Genomic DNA, 17788 nt, shown 5'->3' with positions numbered 1-17788 from the left:
CGACATGGCCAAGTACGACATCTCCAAGCTGCACCCGGTGTTCGTCCGCCAGATGGAGGCGCTGGCCGCCCTGGACATCGAGGCGGTGATGAAGAACTACACCGACGACGCCGTGCTGCTGCGCTTCGAAGGGGCCTCGGTGGGGATCGAAGCCGTTCGCGAGACGTTCACCGGCTATCTGACGGTGAAGCCCTCGCTCGTGGAACTCCAGGAGTATATCGAGACCGAAGACACCATCTTCTACCGGGCGATCATGAACCTGAACGGTGAACCGGAGCACGCGTTCGGGACACTTGTCGTCCGCGATGGCCGAATCTGGCGCCAGACAGCCGGATTCGGCAGCTGACGGCCGGAATCTGGGTAGCGTGTGCGGGGAGGGCGCCGCAGCGCCCTCCCCGTATGTGTGGCATAGCGCGTGCGCGCGGGCCGCTCACATGAAAGAAGTGGCAAAGGGGAGGCAATGGAAAACGAAACCGGGCGGATCGAGGCATTCAGTGACGGTGTATTCGCCGTCATCATCACGATCCTCGTTCTGGAATTAAAGGTTCCGGAAGAAACCGGCTCGGACTTCTGGCACGGAGTCCGGGAACAGTGGCCCCATTACGCCGCCTACGTCGTGAGTTTCCTCATCATCGGCGTGATGTGGGTGAACCACCACACCATCTTCAGTCATCTCAGGAGGGTGGACCGCCCCCTGTTGTTCCTGAATCTCCTGGTGCTGATGGTGGTATCGGTGGTCCCGTACACCACCAATGTCCTCGCCGAGCACCTCATGGAGGAAGGCGGCTCCGCCAACGCCGCCGCCGTGCTCTACAGCGGCGTCACCGTGGCCTACGCCCTGGCGTTCCTGGCCTTCTGGTGGTACGTCACCCGGGTCGGCCACCTCTTCCACGAGCGGGTGGACAAGGAGGGCGCACGCGCCACTCGGGTGCGCTTCGGCCTCGGGGCCATCGCGTACCCCACCACCGTCCTGCTGGCCTTCTACTCCGCACCACTCACACTTGTCGCCCACTTCCTGATCGCGATCTACTATGCGGCGAACCAGATCCCCATCCCCCTCGTGGTAGAGGAAGAGCGGCTCGAATCTGCCAGCGACCTCAGGAAGTAGCCGCCGGGGCCTACGGCCGTTCTGCACGGTCAAGTAGGGTATTGGATCTAGCTGGTCGCGGGGGAGGCCCAGATGGCTCGCGTAGTCCTGCCGGAGGATTCCACGACGGAAATCTCCGAATTGATCGACGTCCTGATCTCTCTTCTCTTCGAATCATTACCCCGGCGGGACCAGCGAAACTGGGCCCGCGTTTATCTGAACGGTCTGGTGCGGACCGCCGGGAAGAAAACAATTCGTAACATCGCCGGAACAGGGGCCAGTTCCGTCGAGCAGAGCCTCCAGCAGTTCATCAGCAAGTCCCCCTGGGACTGGACCCCGGTCCGCCGCTCCCTCGCCCAGCACCTCGAACGCACCGCACAGCGCCCCCTGGCCTGGGTGCTCCAGCCCATGGTCATAGAGAAGGCGGGGGACCGCTCCGTCGGCGTCGGCCGGCAGTTCGTCCCCCAGCTCGGCCGCACCGCCAACTGCCAGCAGGCGAGCGGGATCTGGCTCGCCTCCAGCGAGGCCAGCTTCCCCGTCGAATGGACCCTCACCCTCCCCGGGCCCTGGACCAGCGAACTCCTGCGCCGCCGCCGGGCCGGCATCCCCGACACGGCCCGCTCCCTCACCCCCGCCCAGGACGCCGTACACGCCGTCCAGCGGATGGCCGCCAGCTGGCAACTCCAGCGCCGGCCCGTGGTGATGGAGGTCGCCAACTGCGATCTCCCCCAGAGCATCGAGTCCTTCACCCTCCAGGACATCCCCTTCGTCTTCAAGGTCGACGGCTCACTGCCCGTCTCCTTCGGTGGCGCCGGCCGGTACAAGCCCGGCCCGCACACCGCCCCCGCCCGCGAACTCATCGACTCCCTGCGCTCCCAGCGCCGCGTCGTCGAATGGACCCGGCACGGCCGCGCCGAGGGCGCGGTGACCCTGCTGACCTCGGCCTCGATCTTCGCCACCCCCTGCGAGGACCGCCCCGTGCCCGCGCCGCCCACCCCGCTGCTGCTGGTCGGAGCCTGGACCGAAACCGCCCTGCTGCCCTCCGAGTTCTGGATCACCAACATCGGAGACCGGCCGCTCGCCCAGCTCTTCCTGCTCGCCAAACTCACCGACCGCGTCTCCCTCGACTTCGCCGAGACCTGCGAACCCGCGGGCATCCGGGACTTCGAGGGCCGCTCCTTCCGGGGCTGGCACCACCACGCCACCCTCGCCAGCGTGGCCCACGCCGCGAAACTGCTCGGCGCGCGCCCGCCGATACCCGACGGATACCCCGGACCCACCCGGTCGGCCGCCGCGACCGCCGCACCGCCCAGACAGGCCACAGCCCGGCCGGCGACCCCGGCCGTCCTGCCGCCGCGCCCGCACCTGCCCGGACAGACCCCGCGCCGCGAGTACATCCGCTGATGCTCGACATAGCCGACGAGCTACGCGCGTGGTGCGCCGCGCAGCGGGAGTTCGCACTCGCCACCGTCGTCGCCGTCAGTGGGAGCGCTCCCCGCGGCCCCGGCGCCTCCCTCGCCGTCGACGACAAGGGCACCGCGCTCGGCTCCATCTCCGGAGGCTGCGTGGAATCCGCCGTGCACGAGCTGTGCCTCGACGCCATCGCCTCCGGCGAAGGCGGCCTGCACCGCTTCGGCTACAGCGACGACGACGCCTTCGCCGTGGGTTTGACCTGCGGCGGAGTCCTCGACGTCCTGGTCACCCCGGTGCGCGGGCTCGACCCGGTCCGGCCCGTGCTCGGCTCGGTGCTCGACGCCGCCGCCGACGGCACCCGGGCCGCGCTCGCCCGGGTGGTCTCCGGACCGCCGCCCCAGCTGGGCCGGGCCCTCGCCGTGCACGCCGACGGCACCTACGAGGGCGGGCTCGCCGGCGGCCCCGACCTGGACCGGGCCGCCGCCCGGCAGGTTCGGGCGCTGCTGCTGGCCGGGCGCACCGGCACCGCCGAGCTCGGCACGGCCGGCGGGCTCTGCGGGCAGCCCCTGACCCTCCTCGTCGAATCGGCCGCCGAGCCGCCCCGGCTGCTCGTCTACGGGGCCATCGACTTCGCCGCGGCCCTCGCCCGGATCGGCGCCTTCCTCGGCCACCGGGTCACTGTGTGCGACGCCCGGCCCGTTTTCACGACCCGGGCCCGCTTCCCCGACGCCGACGAGGTCGTCGTCGACTGGCCGCACCGGCACCTGGCCGCCGAATGGGACGCGGGCCGCCTGGACTCCCGTACCGCGGTCTGCGTCCTCACCCACGACGCCAAATTCGACGTACCGCTGCTGGAACTGGCCCTGCGGCTGCCCCTGGGCTACGTGGGGGCCATGGGATCGCGGCGCACCCACACCGAACGCGAGAGACGGCTGCGGGCCCAGGGCGTCACGGACTCCGCCCTGGCCCGCCTGCGCTCACCCATCGGACTCGACCTCGGCGGCGCCACCCCGGAGGAGACCGCGCTGGCCATCGCCGCCGAGTTCACGGCCGTCCGGCACGGCGGATCGGTGCTCCCGCTGGCCCGGCGGCGCGGCCCGGTCCACCGCCGGACCCGGCCCGCCGGGACCAAGGTCCCGTAGGAAACGACCATGCGGCCCGGTCCGTCCTGGACGATCAGCCCGGGCGGCGTGAACGCCAGGTCGTGGGAGAATGAAGTACGTGCGTTTCCTCGGCTGTCCTGCCGGGGCGTAGACGGATCCTTCGATCGACTGGGATGTTCAGCACGTGCGTTTCCTCAATGACCTGAAGCCGCCGTACGACCTGACGTACGACGATGTGTTCATGGTGCCGAGCCGCTCCGCGGTCGGTTCCCGTCAGGGTGTCGACCTGTCCTCGCCCGACGGAACCGGCACCACCATTCCCCTCGTCGTGGCCAACATGACCGCCATCGCGGGCCGCCGGATGGCCGAGACGGTCGCCCGCCGCGGCGGAATCGTCGTCATCCCGCAGGACATCCCGATCGAGATCGTCACCGACGTCATCTCCTGGGTGAAGACCCGCCACCTCGTGCTCGACACCCCGATCACGCTGGCGCCCACCCAGACGGTCGCCGACGCGCTGTCCCTGCTGCCCAAGCGCGCCCACGGCGCCGGAGTCGTCGTCGACGCCGAGGGCCGCCCGGTCGGCGTCGTCACCGACCACGACCTGACCGGTGTCGACCGCTTCACCCAGCTCTCCGAGGTCATGTCGAAGGAGCTGCTGCTCATCGACGCCGGCATGGACGCCCGCGAGGCCTTCAACCAGCTCGACGCCGGCCACCGCAAGATGGCCCCGGCCGTCGACAAGGACGGCAAGCTCGTCGGCATCCTCACCCGCAAGGGCGCCCTGCGCGCGACGCTCTACACCCCGGCCACCGACGCGAACGGCAAGCTGCGCATCGCGGCCGCCGTCGGCATCAACGGTGACTTCGTGGCCAAGGCCAAGCAGCTGCTCGACGCGGGCGTGGACACGCTCGTCATCGACACGGCGCACGGCCACCAGGAGTCGATGATCAGCGCGATCAAGGCCATCCGCGCCCTGGACCCGCAGGTCCCGATCGTGGCGGGCAACATCGTCGCCGCCGAGGGCGTCAAGGACCTCATCGACGCCGGCGCGGACATCATCAAGGTCGGTGTGGGCCCCGGCGCCATGTGCACCACCCGCATGATGACCGGCGTGGGCCGCCCGCAGTTCTCCGCGGTGCTGGAGTGCGCGGCCGAGGCGAAGAAGTACGGCAAGCACGTGTGGGCCGACGGCGGCGTCCGTCACCCGCGTGACGTGGCGATGGCGCTGGCCGCCGGCGCGTCCAACGTGATGATCGGCTCCTGGTTCGCCGGTACGTACGAGTCCCCGGGCGACCTCCAGCAGTCCGCCGACGGCCGCCTCTACAAGGAGTCCTTCGGCATGGCCTCCGCCCGCGCGGTGCAGAACCGCACGAGCGAGGAGTCGGCCTACGACCGGGCCCGCAAGGGCCTGTTCGAGGAGGGCATCTCCACCTCGCGCATGTTCCTCGACCCGGCCCGCCCGGGCGTCGAGGACCTGATCGACTCGATCATCGCGGGCGTCCGCTCCTCGTGCACCTACGCCGGTGCCGGCTCCCTCGCGGAGTTCGAGGAGAAGGCCGTGGTCGGAATCCAGTCCGCCGCCGGTTACGCCGAGGGCAAGCCGCTGCACGCCAGCTGGAGCTAGGCCGTCTCTTTCCGTGGCCCCGGCCGTCCCTTCCCGGACGGCCGGGGCCACGGTCGTACCCGGCCGCGGGCCCGGAGTCACTGCTGGGGGCTCCGCCCCCAGACCCCCGCGCCTCAAACGCCGGCGGGGCTGGATACGAGGCGCGGGGGTCCGGGGCGGAGCCCCGGGAAGACGGAGCGACCGTTCGGCGCGCCGGGGGACCGTTCGGCGCAGGACGGGTCCGGATACGCCAAGCGGCGGATAACTCCGGGGCAGCGGGCCGTCACGCTGAGGTGACCCGACCTGGAAGGGGCACCCCGTGACCGGAACCGACCCGCACGCCCTCGCCCGGCTGCACAGCGAGCACGGCAAGGCCCTCTACGGATTCCTCCTCGGCCTCACCTTCGGCGACCGCCAGCGCGCCGAGGACCTCCTGCAGGAGACCCTCTTCCGGGCCTGGACCCACCCCGAGGCCCTGGAGAGCGGCCACGCCTCCATGCGGCCCTGGCTCTACACCGTCGGCCGGCGCCTCGCCATCGACGCCCGGCGGGCCCGCCTGGTGCGGCCCGCCGAGGTCGGGCCCGACGCCCTCGACCACTCCCCGGCCGCCGACGACCACACCGAACAGGCCGTCGCCACCCTCGACGTCCGCCGGGCCCTGCGACTGCTGAGCCCCGAACACCGCGCCGTGCTCGTGCAGATCTACTACCGGGGCGCCTCCGTCTGCGAGGCCGCCACGGAGCTCGGGGTGCCCGCCGGCACCGTGAAGTCCCGTACCCACTACGCCTTACGGGCCCTGCGCGCCGCCATGCCCGGCTACGGACCCGGCGGGCCCGCCGCGCCCGGCGGCCGCGCCGCCGCCTGAGCCGCCACCGCCGCCCGCGAACGGACCTGCAGCTTCGCCAGGATGTGCGACACATGCGTCTGCACCGTCCTCGGCGAGAGGAACAGCACGCTCGCGATCTCCGGATTCGACCGGCCCTGCGCCACCAGCAGCGCCACCTTCAGCTCGGCCGGGGTCAGCGCCTCCCAGCCGCTGGCCGGTCTGCGCCGCGCCGACCGGCTGCCCCGGCGCACCCCCAAGGTCCGCAGCCGGGCATCGGCCCGCGCGACGTCCCACCGGGCGCCCGGACCCTCGTACACCGCCACCGCACGCGTCAGCGCCGACCGCGCCCCCGCCAGATCCCCGTGCCAGGCCCGCGCCACCGCGAGGTCCTCCAGGGTCTGGCCCAGCACCAGCGGCCACCCGCCGCGCTCACCGCGCACCACCGCCTGCTCCAGCAGCTCCGGATCCTGCGCGAACAGACCCCGGCAGCGCAGCAGGGCCAGCGCCGGCCCCGGATACTCGGCCAGCGCCCGCGCCGAGCGCGCGCAGCACTCCACCGCCGCCCGGGCCGTGGCACTCTCCCCGCACTCCAGCGCCAGCCGGACGATCTCCGACAGCACCCAGGGGCGCTCGTACACCACCTCCTCCTCCACACCCTGCGCCAGCGCGGGCAGCAGCGCGCCCAGCGCGTCGGCCGGCCGCCCGTCCCGCTCCGCCAGCAGCGCCCGCGCGAGCAGTACGTGGGAGGCGTAGCGGCGGGCCGTGGGCGTGGCGAAGGCGTCCGCGGGCAGGTCCGCGAGCTCGGCCCGCGCCGCCTCCCGCTCGTCCCGGTGGCCCAGCACCAGCGTCCGCAGCCCGTGCACCACCACCGGCAGCCAGCCGTCCGAGACCGGCAGCCGGCCCGCCCGCGCCACCCCGGCCAGGGCCCCGTCCCAGTCGCCGAGCCGGTAGTGGAACTCGGCGAGCCGGGCCTCCGTCACCACCAGCCGCCCGGTCGAACGGGTCGCCGCAGCCAGCTCGCGCGCCTCCTCCAGCGCGGCGGCCACGACCTCCGGCTCGTCGAACCGCATGTGCCCCTCCGCCTGGTTCGCCAGCAGCAGCAACCGCATGTCGTTGGCCTCCGGGCTCCGACGCGCCCACCCGATCCCCTCCGCCACGTGCCGCAGCGAGGCCCGGCCGCGCCCCAGGTGGAACAGCGCGTACGACGCCGCGTGGTGGGCCTCCGCCCCGCACAGCGGATCGCGCAGCCGCCGCGCGGCCGCCACCACCGGCCCGGCCAGCGCGTGGGCCTCCTCCGCCCGGTGCAGATCGGCCAGGGCCAGTACCCGGCAGGCCTCCAGGCGCAGCCGCAGGGCGACGGACGGGAACTCCTGTGCCAGCGCCCGCTCGGTCACCGCCAGGGAGCGGGCCATGTCCCCCTGGATCATCAGGGCGGAGACCAGCTTGAAGTCGACCGCAGCCCGTCGGCCGGGGTCGGTGGTCCGGGCCCGCAGGGCGGCCAGCAGCTCCACCGACTCGGGGCGGCGCAGCAGCAGCGCGGCGTCCGCCAGCCGCTCCTCCAGCGCGTCCCGGGTCTCCCGCTCCCGCGGGTCGCCCTGTGCGATGGCCCGCTCCAGCAGCTCGGCCGCCGCGCCCGGGGCGCCCGCGATCAGCGCCGGGGCCGAGTCCGCCAGCCAGCGCACCGCCCAGGGCGTCAGCAGGCCGCCGCCGAGCAGCTGTTCCGCGGTCCGGGCCGCGGGCAGTCCCGCCTCGGCGAAGGCACGGGCGGCGTCCTGGTGCAGGGCCGCGCGCAGGGCCTCGGGGGTCTCGGCGTACAGTGCCAGCCGCAGGGCCGGGTGGCGAAAACGCAGCCGCCCGCCGGTGGTGTCCGCCAGCAGCCGGGCCGCCAGGGGCTCCGCCAGCTCCGTGAGCAACTCCCGGGCGAGCCTGCCCCGTACGAGGGCCAGCTCGCGGACGGTGAAGGCCGGACCGAGCAGCGCCGCGTGCCGCAGGGCGGCGCGCGCGGGCCCCGACAGCCGGTCCAGGCCTCGCGTCACCGAGGCGGACGGCGGCGGCAACTCCTCCTCCGCCACCAGCAGTTCCGCCCGGCCGCCCTCGGTCCGCAGGAGCCCGGACCACTGCGCGAGCAGATCCCGCAGCAGCCGGGGGTTGCCGCCCGACTGGCGCACCGCCTCCCGCAGCCGGGGGCCCGGCTCCGCCCCCAGCAGGTCCCGGACCAGGTCGTGCGTCTCCGCCGCGGACAGCGGTTCCAGCCGGAGCGTGCGTCCGCCCGGCGTCGCGCAGAGCGGCTCCAGCTCGGGCCTGCCCGGCACCACCCACCGGGTCACCGCCAGCAGCAGCGGCAGCCGGCCCGCCACCGCCCAGCCCGCCAGGCGCTGCCACAGCAGCAGGCTGGCCGGGTCCGCCCAGTGCGCGTCGTCCAGCACCAGCAGCAGCGGCCGCCGCGCGCACCACTCCTCGACCCGGACCGTCAGCAGGTCCATGGCGGCCAGCAGCGCACCGCCCGGCCGCGCCGCCTCCTCGGCCTCCCGCAGCAGTGCGACGGCGGCCGCCCGGTCCGGGCCCCCGGGGTGCAGGCAGTCCAGCGCGGCGCGCAGCGGCAGCTCCGCCCCGAGGGCGTCGGCCGCCGCGTACCGCACCCGGCAGCCGAGCGCCGCCGCCCCGCTCAGGGCGCCGCGCACGAAGTCGGTGCGGCCCGCGCCGGGCTCGCCCTCCACGATCAGCAGGCCTCCGCGGCCCTCCGCACCCCCGCGCACCCAGTCCCGTAACTCGTCACGCTGCTGCTCTCGCCCGACCCGCACGTCGGCGATTCCCTCCGGTCACGTCGCGCCGGTCACAGGATGCCACGCCGGCAGGCCCTCAGAGCCGCGGAGGCTGGTGTCCTGACGGTGAACTGTGCACGCCCGCACGGTACTTGGGAATGCGCAGGGTGACCTTCATGCCGGCCCCGACCCCCGTCTCCATCACCGGACCGTACGCGTCCCCGTACACCTGCCGGATCCGCTCGTCGACATTGGGCAGCCCGATCCCGGAGGAACCGCCGTGCTCCCCGGCCAGGATCCGGCGCAGCAGCGCCGGATCCATCCCGACCCCGTTGTCCTCCACCGTGATCACCGCCTCCGCGCCCGCGTCCCGCGCCGTGATCGTGATCCGGCACTCCTCGGTGGAGTCCTCCAGCCCGTGCTTCACGGCGTTCTCCACCAGCGGCTGCAGGCACAGGAAGGGCAGCGCCACCGGCAGCACCTCCGGCGCCACCTGCAGGGTCACCTTCAGCCGGTCGCCGAACCGGGCACCGGCCAGGGCCAGATACTGCTGCACGGAGCGCAACTCGTCGGCCAGCGTGGTGAAATCGCCGTGCCGCCGGAAGGAGTACCGGGTGAAGTCCGCGAACTCCAGCAGCAGCTCCCGGGCCCGCTCCGGATCCGTGCGGACGAACGAGGCGATCGCGGCCAGGGAGTTGAAGATGAAATGCGGGGAGATCTGCGCCCGCAGGGCCTTGATCTCCGCCTCCATCAGCCGGGTCCGCGACCGGTCCAGCTCGGACAGCTCCAGCTGCACGGACACCCACCGGGCGACCTCCGTCGCGGCCCGCACCAGCACCGCCGACTCGCGCGAGCCGTACGCCACCAGCGCGCCCAGCACCCCGTCCTCGCCGGTGAGCGGAGCCACCACGGCCCACTTCAGCGGACAGTCGGGCCGCTGGCACTCGGTCCGTACGCTCTGGCTGCGTCCCGACGCCAGCATCACCGCCACCCGGGCCATCGCCCGGCGCTGATGGTGGTCGGCGCCCGGACCGTCCCAGGCCAGCACCGACTCCCGGTCGGTGAGGCACAGCGCCTCCGTGCCCAGCAGCGACCGCAGCCGGCGGGCCGCCTTGCGGGCGGCGTCCTCGGTCAGCCCGGCGCGCAGCGGGGGAGCGGCCAGCGAAGCCGTGTGCAGGGTGTGGAAGGTGGCCCGCTCCACCGGGGTCCCCAGGTCCATCCCGGCCGCCCGCTCCCCGCGGCGGGCGTGCCACCGGCCCGCCGTCCAGCCCGCACCCAGCAGCAGCACCGCACCCGCCACCGTCGGCAACGCCAGGACCGCCGGTACCACCCCGGTCACCGCAGACCTCCCGCCCGCTCCCCGGCCACGACCTCCGGCAGGTGCAGCCGGGCCAAGGTGGCCGCCGTCCCCGCCGGGATCCGCGACCGGGTGGCCAGCGACACCGCCACCATCGTCAGGAACCCGAGCGGCACCGACCACGCCGCCGGCCACGCCAGCAGCGTGTGCGTCCAGCCCGGCGGCGCCAGATCGGCCCGGGTCGCCAGCACCGCGCCCAGCGCCGCCCCGCCGCCCGTGACCAGCCCGGCCACCGCACCCGGCGGGGTCAGCCCGCGCCACCAGATGCCCAGCACCAGCAGCGGACAGAACGAGGACGCCGACACGGCGAAAGCCAGGCCCACCGCGTCCGCCACCGGCACCTGCGTCGCCGCCACGCTCCCGGCCAGCGGCACCAGGATCGCCACGACCGCCGCCGAGCGGAAGCTGCGCACCCCCCGCGCCGGCAGCACGTCCTGGTGCAGCACCCCCGCCACCGCCATCGTCAGCCCCGAGGCCGTCGACAGGAACGCCGCGAAGGCACCCCCGGCCAGCAGCGCACCCAGCAGCTCGCCGAGCACCCCGCCGAGCATCCGCCCGGGCAGCACCAGCACTGCCGCGTCCGCGTCGCCGGTCAGGGCGAGCTCGGGGGTGTAGATCCGGCCCAGCGCCCCGTACACCGGCGGCAGCAGGTAGAAGACACCGACGAGTGCGAGCACGACCAGCGTGGTGCGCCGCGCGGTCCGCCCGTCGGGGCTGGTGTAGAACCGCACCGCGACGTGCGGCAGGCCCATCGTGCCGAGGAAGGTCGCCAGGATCAGCCCGTACGTGGCGTACAGCCGGTACTCGCGCAGCCCGCCGGAGGTCGGCACCGACCAGGTGGACACCCCGGGCCGCGCCTCGGCCAGGGTGTCCGGAACCGGCGTGTCCGCGGCGAACTCCAGCCGCGCGTGGGCCCGTACGGCATGCTCACCGGCGGCCAGGGTCAGCGGCACCGACACGTAACCGCGCCCGTCCACCTGCCCGGTCACCGTCACCGTCAGCGGATTCGCCACCGACAGCCGCACGTCCTCCGCGACCGTCACCGAGGTGTGCTCCCGGAAGACGGCCGGTGCGTCGAAGGTGGCCCGCGGCGCGCCGTCCCCGGCCCAGGCCGCGATCAGGAAGAAGGCCGGCACCAGCAGGGCCGTGAGCTTCAGCCAGTACTGGAAGGCCTGGACGAAGGTGACCGAACGCATCCCGCCGCACGCCACCGCCACCGTCACCACGAACGCCACGACCAGCCCGCCGACCCAGTGCGGGGCCCCGGTCAGGATCTCCAGCGTCAGCCCGGCACCCTGCAACTGCGGCAGCAGGTACAGCCAGCCGACCCCGACCACGAACAGCACCGCGATCCGGCGCACCACCAGCGACTCCAGCCGCGCCTCCGCGAAGTCCGGCAGCGTGTACGCGCCCGAGCGGCGCAGCGGGGCCGCCACCAGCACGAGCAGCACCACGTACCCGGCGGTGTAGCCCACCGGGTACCAGAGCATCTCGGGCCCCTGGAGCAGCACCAGCCCCGCCACTCCGAGGAAGGACGCGGCGGACAGGTACTCGCCGCTGATGGCCGCCGCGTTCAGGCGGGGCCCCACCGTGCGCGAGGCGACGTAGAAGTCGGACGTGGTCCGCGACATCCGCAGGCCCAGCGCCCCGACCAGGATCGTGACCAGGACGACGACGGCGACCGCGGTCAGCGCGTACGTCTGGTTCACCGGGCGGTCCTTCGGCTGGAGAGGCGTGTCCGGAGTCTACGCACGCCCCCTGACCGGGCGACAGGCTCGATTCGGACCCACCGGAGCCGTCGGATCCGCCCGCCCGGACGACCCCGTCACAGGGCCGGGTCGCGGTGCTCCGCGCAGTCGCGCAGGGCGATCTCCAGCTCCACGTACGACTCCTCCGCGCGCCGGAACGCCAGCGTCAGAGCCGCCTCCGCCCGCGGCGGCACCTGCTCACGGACCCCCTCGCGGGCCTCGTACAGGATGTCGGCCCAGCGGGCGGCCGCACTGCGCAGCCGGGCCAGCAGCGCCTCGGCCTCGGCGGGCCCGGCAGGCCGGGCCCGGGGCAGCCCGTTCAGGGCGTCGACCAGCGCCTGGATCTCGGACATCTCGCTCCTCCCGCGCCGGAAGATCCACGATACGAGAGGGGCGACGGCGCCGAGGGCCGATCGGGCGGCGGTGCGGCCGACGGCTCCGGCGGATCGCCGTACGCCCCTCCCAGCGCGACGAACGGCGCCCCCGAGCGCCGGACGGTCGGACGCGAACGGCCCGGCGGCGACCGATGAACGGCCCGGGAGCGGCCCGGGCGCGGCCGGTTTCAGCCGGTCGCGTGCCGCATCAGCAGATCCCGCAGCTCCCGCGCGTGCCTGCGGCTCACCTGGAGCTCCGCCGCCCCCACCCGGACACTGGTGGTCCCGGCCTCCAGCCGGAGCTCGTCGATCCGCGCCAGCGCCACCAGATGACGGCGGTGGATCCGTACGAACCCGCGCGCCGCCCAGCGCTCCTCCAGCGTGGACACCGGGATCCGGACCAGGTGGCTGCCCTCGTCGGTGTGCAGGCGGGCGTAGTCGCCCTGCGCCTCGACGTAGGAGATGTCCGCGATCGCCACGAAGCGGGTGACCCCGCCCAGTTCGACGGCGATCTGGTCCGGTGCGCGGTCGGCGACGGTGACCTCGGCGACCGGGCGGCGCGGCGCCGGCACGGCCGGGGCGCCCGCCACCGGGGCGTCGGCGGTTGCCACCGCGGCAGCCGGGCCCTCTTCGGACCGGCCGAGCTGCTCGCAGGCCCGCCGGACGGCCTCGGCCAGCCGCTCCGGGCGCACGGGCTTGAGCACGTAGTCCACGGCCTTCAGGTCGAAGGCCTGTACGGCGAAACCCTCGTGGGCGGTGACGAACACGATCAGCGGCGGCCGCGCGAACCCGGCCAGCAGCCGCGCGATGTCCAGCCCGGTCAGTCCGGCCATGTGGATGTCCAGGAACACCACGTCGATGCCGTCGGCCCCGTCCGGGCCGGACTCCAGCGCCCGGGTGACCCGGCGCAGGGCCTCGGTGGCGTCCGAGGCACCCTCCGCACTGCGCACCCGGGGGTCCGAGCGCAGCAGGTAGAGGAGTTCCTCCAGGAGCGGCTTCTCGTCGTCGACGGCCAGTACGCGCAGCATGCGGCCGAGTTTAGGGGGTGTCTTGCCGATCAGGCCGGATCAGGGCGCGGTGCCAGGCCCCGCCAGCCCGGCCTGATCGGCAAGACACCCCTAGGGAGGACTCGGCCGCGGCGGAACGGGGACGGGGCGCGGCCCCCGCCCAGGGGGGATGTGGGCGAGGGCCGCGCGAACGGGGTGGGGGGAGGGAGGGGAGTGACGGGAGGGGGAGGGACTACTGGACGGTGATGAGCTTGCCGTCGGGGGACACGGCGTACCAGGTGCCGCCCACGCCCTGGCCGTTGACGTCGCCGGGCTTCTTGTCACCGGTGAAGGTGTAGACGGGCCAGCAGTCGACGCTCTGCTGCTTCATGCCGTCCGGGCGGTTGAGCACCGTGTAGTTCTTCTCGGCGATCCCCTTGTCCTTGGCCTTCTCCACCGGCGCGACGACCGGCCACTTGGTCAGGCAGTCGCCCACGCACTTGGAGGTCATCGGCCACTGGGTGTCCGGCTTGAACCGGTAGACGGTCATGCCCTTGCCGTCGACGATGTGGTCGCCCAGCTTGGGGTCCTTGGCCACCGACAGCTTCCCGTCGGCCTCGGCGGCACCGCCCGCGGCCGGGGGCGCCCCCTCGGTCGCCGCCCCCTTCGCGGCCTTCTTGCCGTCGGCCGCCAGCGCGAACCACACCCCGCCGACGCCCTGGCCGTTGACGTCGCCCGCCTTGGCGTCCTTGCTGTAACGGTACGCGGGCCAGCCGGCCACCGTCAGCTGCTTGCTGCCGTCGGTGCGCACCACCTCGCCCAGCAGCGCCGGGTCCATGCCCGCGGCGGCGGTGGCATCGCCCGCGGCGACCACCGGCCAGGTCTTCTCGCAGTCGCCGTCGCAGTTCGACTTCGGGGGCTTGGCCGTGTCCTTGTCGAAGCGGTAGAGGGTCATCCCCGCGCTGTCGGTGAGGACCGAGCCGAGCTGGTCGTTGGGTGCGATCGCCAACTGCCCGGCCGGCTTGGCGCCGGAGGCGCCCGCAGCGCCGTCGGAGCCGTAGGCGCCGTCGGCGGCGGCCGGGGCCTTCCCGTTGTCCGCGGCGGCGGCGGCCCCGACCGGCTTGGTCGTGTCCGCGGCCTTGTCGTCCGAGGGGCCGCAGGCCGTCGCCGCGAGGACGACGACGATCGCGGCCGCGGCCAGGGTGGTTCCGCGCTTGATGCCCATCTTGATCTCTCCCACTTGTGGTGTCCTTCGTGTCCGCCACCGTGATGGCGTCAACTCTGCCCAGGACACGCCGCGGTGGGGGAGATCTGTTCACCTTGCCCGGTGTGGGCTGTTTCACTCACCCCGTGCCGAACCCGCTGCGCCGCAGAGCCGTGGCCACAGCGAGGCCGAGCACCTGGTGTCCGCTGTCGTTGGGGTGCAGGCCGTCCGCCAGGTGCTCCGGACCGAGCAGGTCCCGGCCCGGCAGCACGGCGAGCCGGTCGTCCCCCGCGGCGATCCGGTCCCGGGTGGCGCGCTCCATCGCGTCACGCAGGGCGCCGAGGGTGGCGCCGAGCTTGTTCGGGGTGCGCTCGGCGTCGGGCCGCAGGACGGGGGAGACCAGCAGGATCGGGGTCCGCGGGTGCCCCTGGCGGACCAGTTCGAGGAACGCCCGCGTGGTCTCGTACAGCAGGGGAGCCGAAAAGGGCACCCGGGACCAGCAGTTGGTGCCGAAGGCGAGCGTGAGGACGTCGGCGGGCAGGCCCGCGAGCTGCTCGGCGGTGGTCAGCTCACCGCGCGCGGCGCCCGCGTAGCCGAGGTTGACGGTGTCCCAGCCGAGCGCCCGGCCGGTGACGGCGGGCCAGCCGTGCGCGGGGCGCGTGGACCACCAGCCCTCGGTGATGGAGTCGCCGTGCACCACCCAGCGCGGGGCGGGCGGCGCCGGGGCGAGCGGGCCGCCGATCCCGCGCAGTCCGAGGATCAGCGGGGACTGGGTCTCGGGCGGGTGGATGGTGAACGGGCCGGTGCCGCCGCCCAGGCCGATCCGTACGACGGCCTCCGCGGCCGGGTCGGTGAACACCTCGGTGACCACCCCGTGCCGGTCCCACAGTGCGAAGCCGTGCGCGAGGTCGCGCAGCGCGTCGGTGGGGCCGGGCACGGTCGCCCGGTAGCGGACCTCCACCGCCCGCGCGGTCTCGGTGGTGAACTCCAGCCGGACGCCGATGGGCAGGGTGGAGCGCTCGCCCGTGTCCCAGGGCAGCCGCATGGTGTCGGCCGGATCGGCGCGGACGGGCCGTCCCCGGTCCAGCCAGGCGACCCCGCGCAGGAAGGGCAGCGCGTCCTGCCAGGGCTCCGGCTCGTCAGGGTGGCGCTGCAGCCCGGCCGGCCACGCCGGTTCCGTCGGCCCGGCCGGCAGTCCCGGTCCTGCCGGCCCGGCTGGTCCACCTGGTCCCGCTGGTATCACTGGTCGCCTCCGATCGTCGGATACGGGAACTTCAGGCCGACCCACCGCCAGCCACGAGCGCCTGCCTCGGCCCGGCGGGGCGTTCTCCGTGGTGCGCCGCCGCCCCCGGTGCCCGGCGGGGCGGCGGCCCGCGGGGTCCGCACCACCCCCGGTGCCACCGCGTTCACCCGTACCCCGCTCGGGCCCGGTTCCACCGCCGCGGAGCGGACCAATGCCGTCAGGTCGGACGCGGCGGCCCCGTAGGTGCTCCGGGCGGGTTCAGCGCGGCACGCTGCGGCAGATCTGATGAAGTGTCAAGAAAAGGGGCCCAGGGCGGCCTGCGCAGCGATCGATCATCCCTACGCAACAAACGACTGTCAGTGACGGATCCGCGCAACGATCGTGCGTCAATGTGCAAGGATGGTCCATTACGGGCGGTATCACTCAGCTCGTAGGCTCACTCGCTGTACGTGGAGTGGCGCGGATCGCCTGCTCGGCGGTCCCCCATGAGCAGACCCTTCTTCCGACGGGCCCTGCCCTGCTCCGGATCGTCGCGGTCGACGCCTCCCCTGACCTCCCCGATCCGCAGTGACAAGGAGTCCCCTCGTGCTCGACCACGGCCAGGCGCCACCGCTCGCTTCAGAGGCCCGCAGGCCCGTCAACCCGCTGCTCCGCCGCAAGCCGGTGGAGCAGTTGGTCTCCGAGGGCGGCCAGGGTGAGGGCGGCGCGCTCAAGCGGTCGCTCACCATGTGGCAGCTGACCATGATCAGCATCGGCGCGACCCTGGGCACCGGCATCTTCGTCGTCCTCGGCGAGGCCACCCCGATCGCCGGCCCGGCCGTCTTCATCGCCTTCATCGTCGCGGGCCTGACCGCGCTCTTCTCGGCGCTCTCCTACGCCGAGCTCGCGGGCTCGATCCCCGTCTCGGGCTCCTCGTACTCCTACGCCTACGCCACCATGGGTGAGCTCATAGCCTGGATCTGCGGCTGGTGCCTCGTCCTGGAGTACGGCGTCTCCGTCGCGGCCGTCGCCGTCGGCTGGGGCCAGTACCTCAACGAGCTGCTGGACGGCACCCTCGGCTTCACCATCCCCGAGGGCTTCTCCGCCCCGCTGGGCGAGGGCGGCTACATCAACATGCCGGCCCTGGTCGTCGTCCTGCTCTGCATGGTCTTCCTGCTCCGCGGGGCCAAGGAGAGCGCCCGGATCAACTCGATCATGGTGGGCGTCAAGATCGTGACGCTGGCGGTCTTCATCGTCATCGGCTTCATGGGCATCAAGGCCGGCAACTACACCCCGCTGGCCCCGCTCGGCATCACCGCCATCAGCACCGCCGCCTCGATGCTGTTCTTCTCGTACATCGGCTTCGACGCCGCCTCCACCGCCGGTGAGGAAGCCAAGAACCCGAAGAAGGACCTGCCGCGCGCGATCATGCTGTCGCTCGCCATCGTCACCGTGATCTACTGCCTCGTCGCCCTGGTCGCCGTCGGCGCCATGCCGTGGCAGGAGTTCGAGGGCAGCGAGGCCGCCCTGGCCCAGATCATGGAGAACGTCACCGGACACTCCTTCTGGAGCGTCATCCTCGCCGCGGGCGCCGTCGTCGCCATCGCCAGCGTCGTCTTCGCCGTCCTCTACGGCCAGACCCGCATCCTCTTCGCCATGTCCCGCGACGGCCTGATGCCCAAGGCCTTCGCCAAGGTCGACCCGAAGTCCGGCACCCCGCGCGTCAACACGATCATCGTCTGCCTCTTCTGCGGACTGCTCGCCGCCTTCATCCCGCTGGGCGAGCTGGCGAACGCCACCAGCATCGGCACGCTCTTCGCCTTCGGCCTGGTCAACCTGGCCGTCATCATCCTGCGCAAGACCCGCCCGGAGATGAACCGCACCTTCAAGGTCGCGCTCTTCCCCGTCACCCCGATCGTGGGCTTCCTCCTCTGCGCCTACCTGATGACGGAGCTGCCCGGACTCACCTGGCTGTACTTCGGTGGCTGGATGGCCGTCGGGCTCGTGATCTACTTCTTCTACGGCATGCGCCGCTCCAGCCTGGCCACTGTGGCCACCCTGGCCGCCACGGCCGCGGAGGCCGCTGAACAGAATTGATTC

The 17788-nt window shown here is 73.3% G+C and carries 15 protein-coding genes; 7 read left to right on the top strand and 8 right to left on the bottom strand.

The window, feature by feature from the left end:
• Positions 1–4: 4 nt before the first annotated feature.
• The 6 genes from ACZ4YL_RS13705 to ACZ4YL_RS13680 all read left to right on the top strand — a co-directional run bounded on the left by ACZ4YL_RS13705 (position 5) and on the right by ACZ4YL_RS13680 (position 6074).
• A complete protein-coding gene (locus tag ACZ4YL_RS13705; protein ID WP_301372423.1) occupies positions 5–346 on the top strand; it encodes a nuclear transport factor 2 family protein in 342 nt (113 codons plus the stop codon).
• A 114-nt stretch (positions 347–460) separates the two neighbouring features.
• Positions 461–1108 carry a TMEM175 family protein gene (locus ACZ4YL_RS13700; protein WP_468116424.1) on the top strand — a complete coding sequence of 216 codons (648 nt, stop codon included), beginning with the start codon at positions 461–463 and terminating at the stop codon, positions 1106–1108.
• Between the two features lie 72 nt (positions 1109–1180).
• On the top strand, positions 1181–2491 hold the full coding sequence (locus tag ACZ4YL_RS13695) for an IS701 family transposase (RefSeq protein ID WP_468116423.1): 1311 nt from the start codon (positions 1181–1183) through the stop codon (positions 2489–2491).
• Entirely contained in the window at positions 2491–3642 is a 1152-nt protein-coding gene (locus tag ACZ4YL_RS13690) for an XdhC family protein (RefSeq protein WP_468116421.1), read from the top strand. Before ACZ4YL_RS13695 ends, ACZ4YL_RS13690 begins: the two co-directional genes overlap by 1 nt.
• 145 nt (positions 3643–3787) lie before the next feature.
• Positions 3788–5230 (top strand): GuaB1 family IMP dehydrogenase-related protein, encoded by a 1443-nt coding sequence (locus ACZ4YL_RS13685; protein ID WP_468116420.1) that lies wholly within the window; start codon positions 3788–3790, stop codon positions 5228–5230.
• A 298-nt stretch (positions 5231–5528) separates the two neighbouring features.
• Positions 5529–6074: a sigma-70 family RNA polymerase sigma factor gene (locus ACZ4YL_RS13680; protein WP_468116419.1), complete on the top strand. Its 546-nt coding sequence runs from the start codon at positions 5529–5531 to the stop codon at positions 6072–6074.
• On the opposite strand, the gene ACZ4YL_RS13675 is transcribed toward ACZ4YL_RS13680, so the two are convergent.
• The 8 genes from ACZ4YL_RS13675 to ACZ4YL_RS13640 all read right to left on the bottom strand — a co-directional run bounded on the left by ACZ4YL_RS13675 (position 6026) and on the right by ACZ4YL_RS13640 (position 15996).
• Complete coding sequence (locus ACZ4YL_RS13675) at positions 6026–8836, bottom strand: helix-turn-helix transcriptional regulator (RefSeq protein ID WP_468116417.1); 2811 nt, start codon at positions 8834–8836, stop codon at positions 6026–6028. The two genes, ACZ4YL_RS13680 and ACZ4YL_RS13675, sit on opposite strands and share 49 nt — an antisense overlap.
• A 58-nt stretch (positions 8837–8894) precedes the next feature.
• The gene (locus ACZ4YL_RS13670) at positions 8895–10136 is read right to left on the bottom strand and encodes a sensor histidine kinase (protein WP_468116415.1); all 1242 of its coding nucleotides are present in this window, start codon (positions 10134–10136) and stop codon (positions 8895–8897) included.
• On the bottom strand, positions 10133–11863 hold the full coding sequence (locus tag ACZ4YL_RS13665) for a sodium/solute symporter (RefSeq protein WP_468116413.1): 1731 nt from the start codon (positions 11861–11863) through the stop codon (positions 10133–10135). The genes ACZ4YL_RS13670 and ACZ4YL_RS13665 overlap by 4 nt, the downstream gene beginning before the upstream one ends.
• Positions 11864–11979: 116 nt before the next feature.
• Entirely contained in the window at positions 11980–12255 is a 276-nt protein-coding gene (locus ACZ4YL_RS13660) for a hypothetical protein (RefSeq protein WP_468116412.1), read from the bottom strand.
• A gap of 209 nt (positions 12256–12464) precedes the next feature.
• Complete coding sequence (locus ACZ4YL_RS13655) at positions 12465–13304, bottom strand: LytR/AlgR family response regulator transcription factor (protein WP_468116410.1); 840 nt, start codon at positions 13302–13304, stop codon at positions 12465–12467.
• A gap of 211 nt (positions 13305–13515) precedes the next feature.
• Complete coding sequence (locus ACZ4YL_RS13650) at positions 13516–14487, bottom strand: SCO0930 family lipoprotein (protein ID WP_468116773.1); 972 nt, start codon at positions 14485–14487, stop codon at positions 13516–13518.
• 118 nt (positions 14488–14605) lie between these two features.
• Positions 14606–15622, bottom strand: coding sequence for a GDSL-type esterase/lipase family protein (locus tag ACZ4YL_RS13645; RefSeq protein WP_468116772.1), 1017 nt, complete (start codon positions 15620–15622; stop codon positions 14606–14608).
• Between the two features lie 83 nt (positions 15623–15705).
• The gene (locus ACZ4YL_RS13640; RefSeq protein ID WP_468116771.1) at positions 15706–15996 is read right to left on the bottom strand and encodes an SDR family oxidoreductase; all 291 of its coding nucleotides are present in this window, start codon (positions 15994–15996) and stop codon (positions 15706–15708) included.
• A 298-nt stretch (positions 15997–16294) separates the two neighbouring features.
• Here ACZ4YL_RS13640 and ACZ4YL_RS13635 point away from each other — a divergent pair, with 298 nt between their 5' ends.
• Complete coding sequence (locus tag ACZ4YL_RS13635) at positions 16295–17785, top strand: amino acid permease (protein WP_468116409.1); 1491 nt, start codon at positions 16295–16297, stop codon at positions 17783–17785.
• The last annotated feature ends 3 nt before the right edge of the window (positions 17786–17788 follow it).

Source organism: Streptomyces sp. NPDC030021 (assembly GCF_055574035.1).
Note: the sequence above shows the minus strand (reverse complement) of the source record. Positions and strands in the feature narration are given on the sequence as shown.

Excerpts from the sequence above, each read along its gene's own strand:
- ACZ4YL_RS13650 (WP_468116773.1), bottom strand. The coding sequence starts at position 14,487 with ATGGGCATCAAGCGCGGAACCACCCTGGCCGCGGCCGCGATCGTCGTC.
- ACZ4YL_RS13660 (WP_468116412.1), bottom strand. The coding sequence starts at position 12,255 with ATGTCCGAGATCCAGGCGCTGGTCGACGCCCTGAACGGGCTGCCCCGG.
- ACZ4YL_RS13705 (WP_301372423.1), top strand. The coding sequence starts at position 5 with ATGGCCAAGTACGACATCTCCAAGCTGCACCCGGTGTTCGTCCGCCAG.
- ACZ4YL_RS13700 (WP_468116424.1), top strand. The coding sequence starts at position 461 with ATGGAAAACGAAACCGGGCGGATCGAGGCATTCAGTGACGGTGTATTC.
- ACZ4YL_RS13690 (WP_468116421.1), top strand. The coding sequence starts at position 2,491 with ATGCTCGACATAGCCGACGAGCTACGCGCGTGGTGCGCCGCGCAGCGG.
- ACZ4YL_RS13655 (WP_468116410.1), bottom strand. The coding sequence starts at position 13,304 with ATGCTGCGCGTACTGGCCGTCGACGACGAGAAGCCGCTCCTGGAGGAA.
- ACZ4YL_RS13695 (WP_468116423.1), top strand. The coding sequence starts at position 1,181 with ATGGCTCGCGTAGTCCTGCCGGAGGATTCCACGACGGAAATCTCCGAA.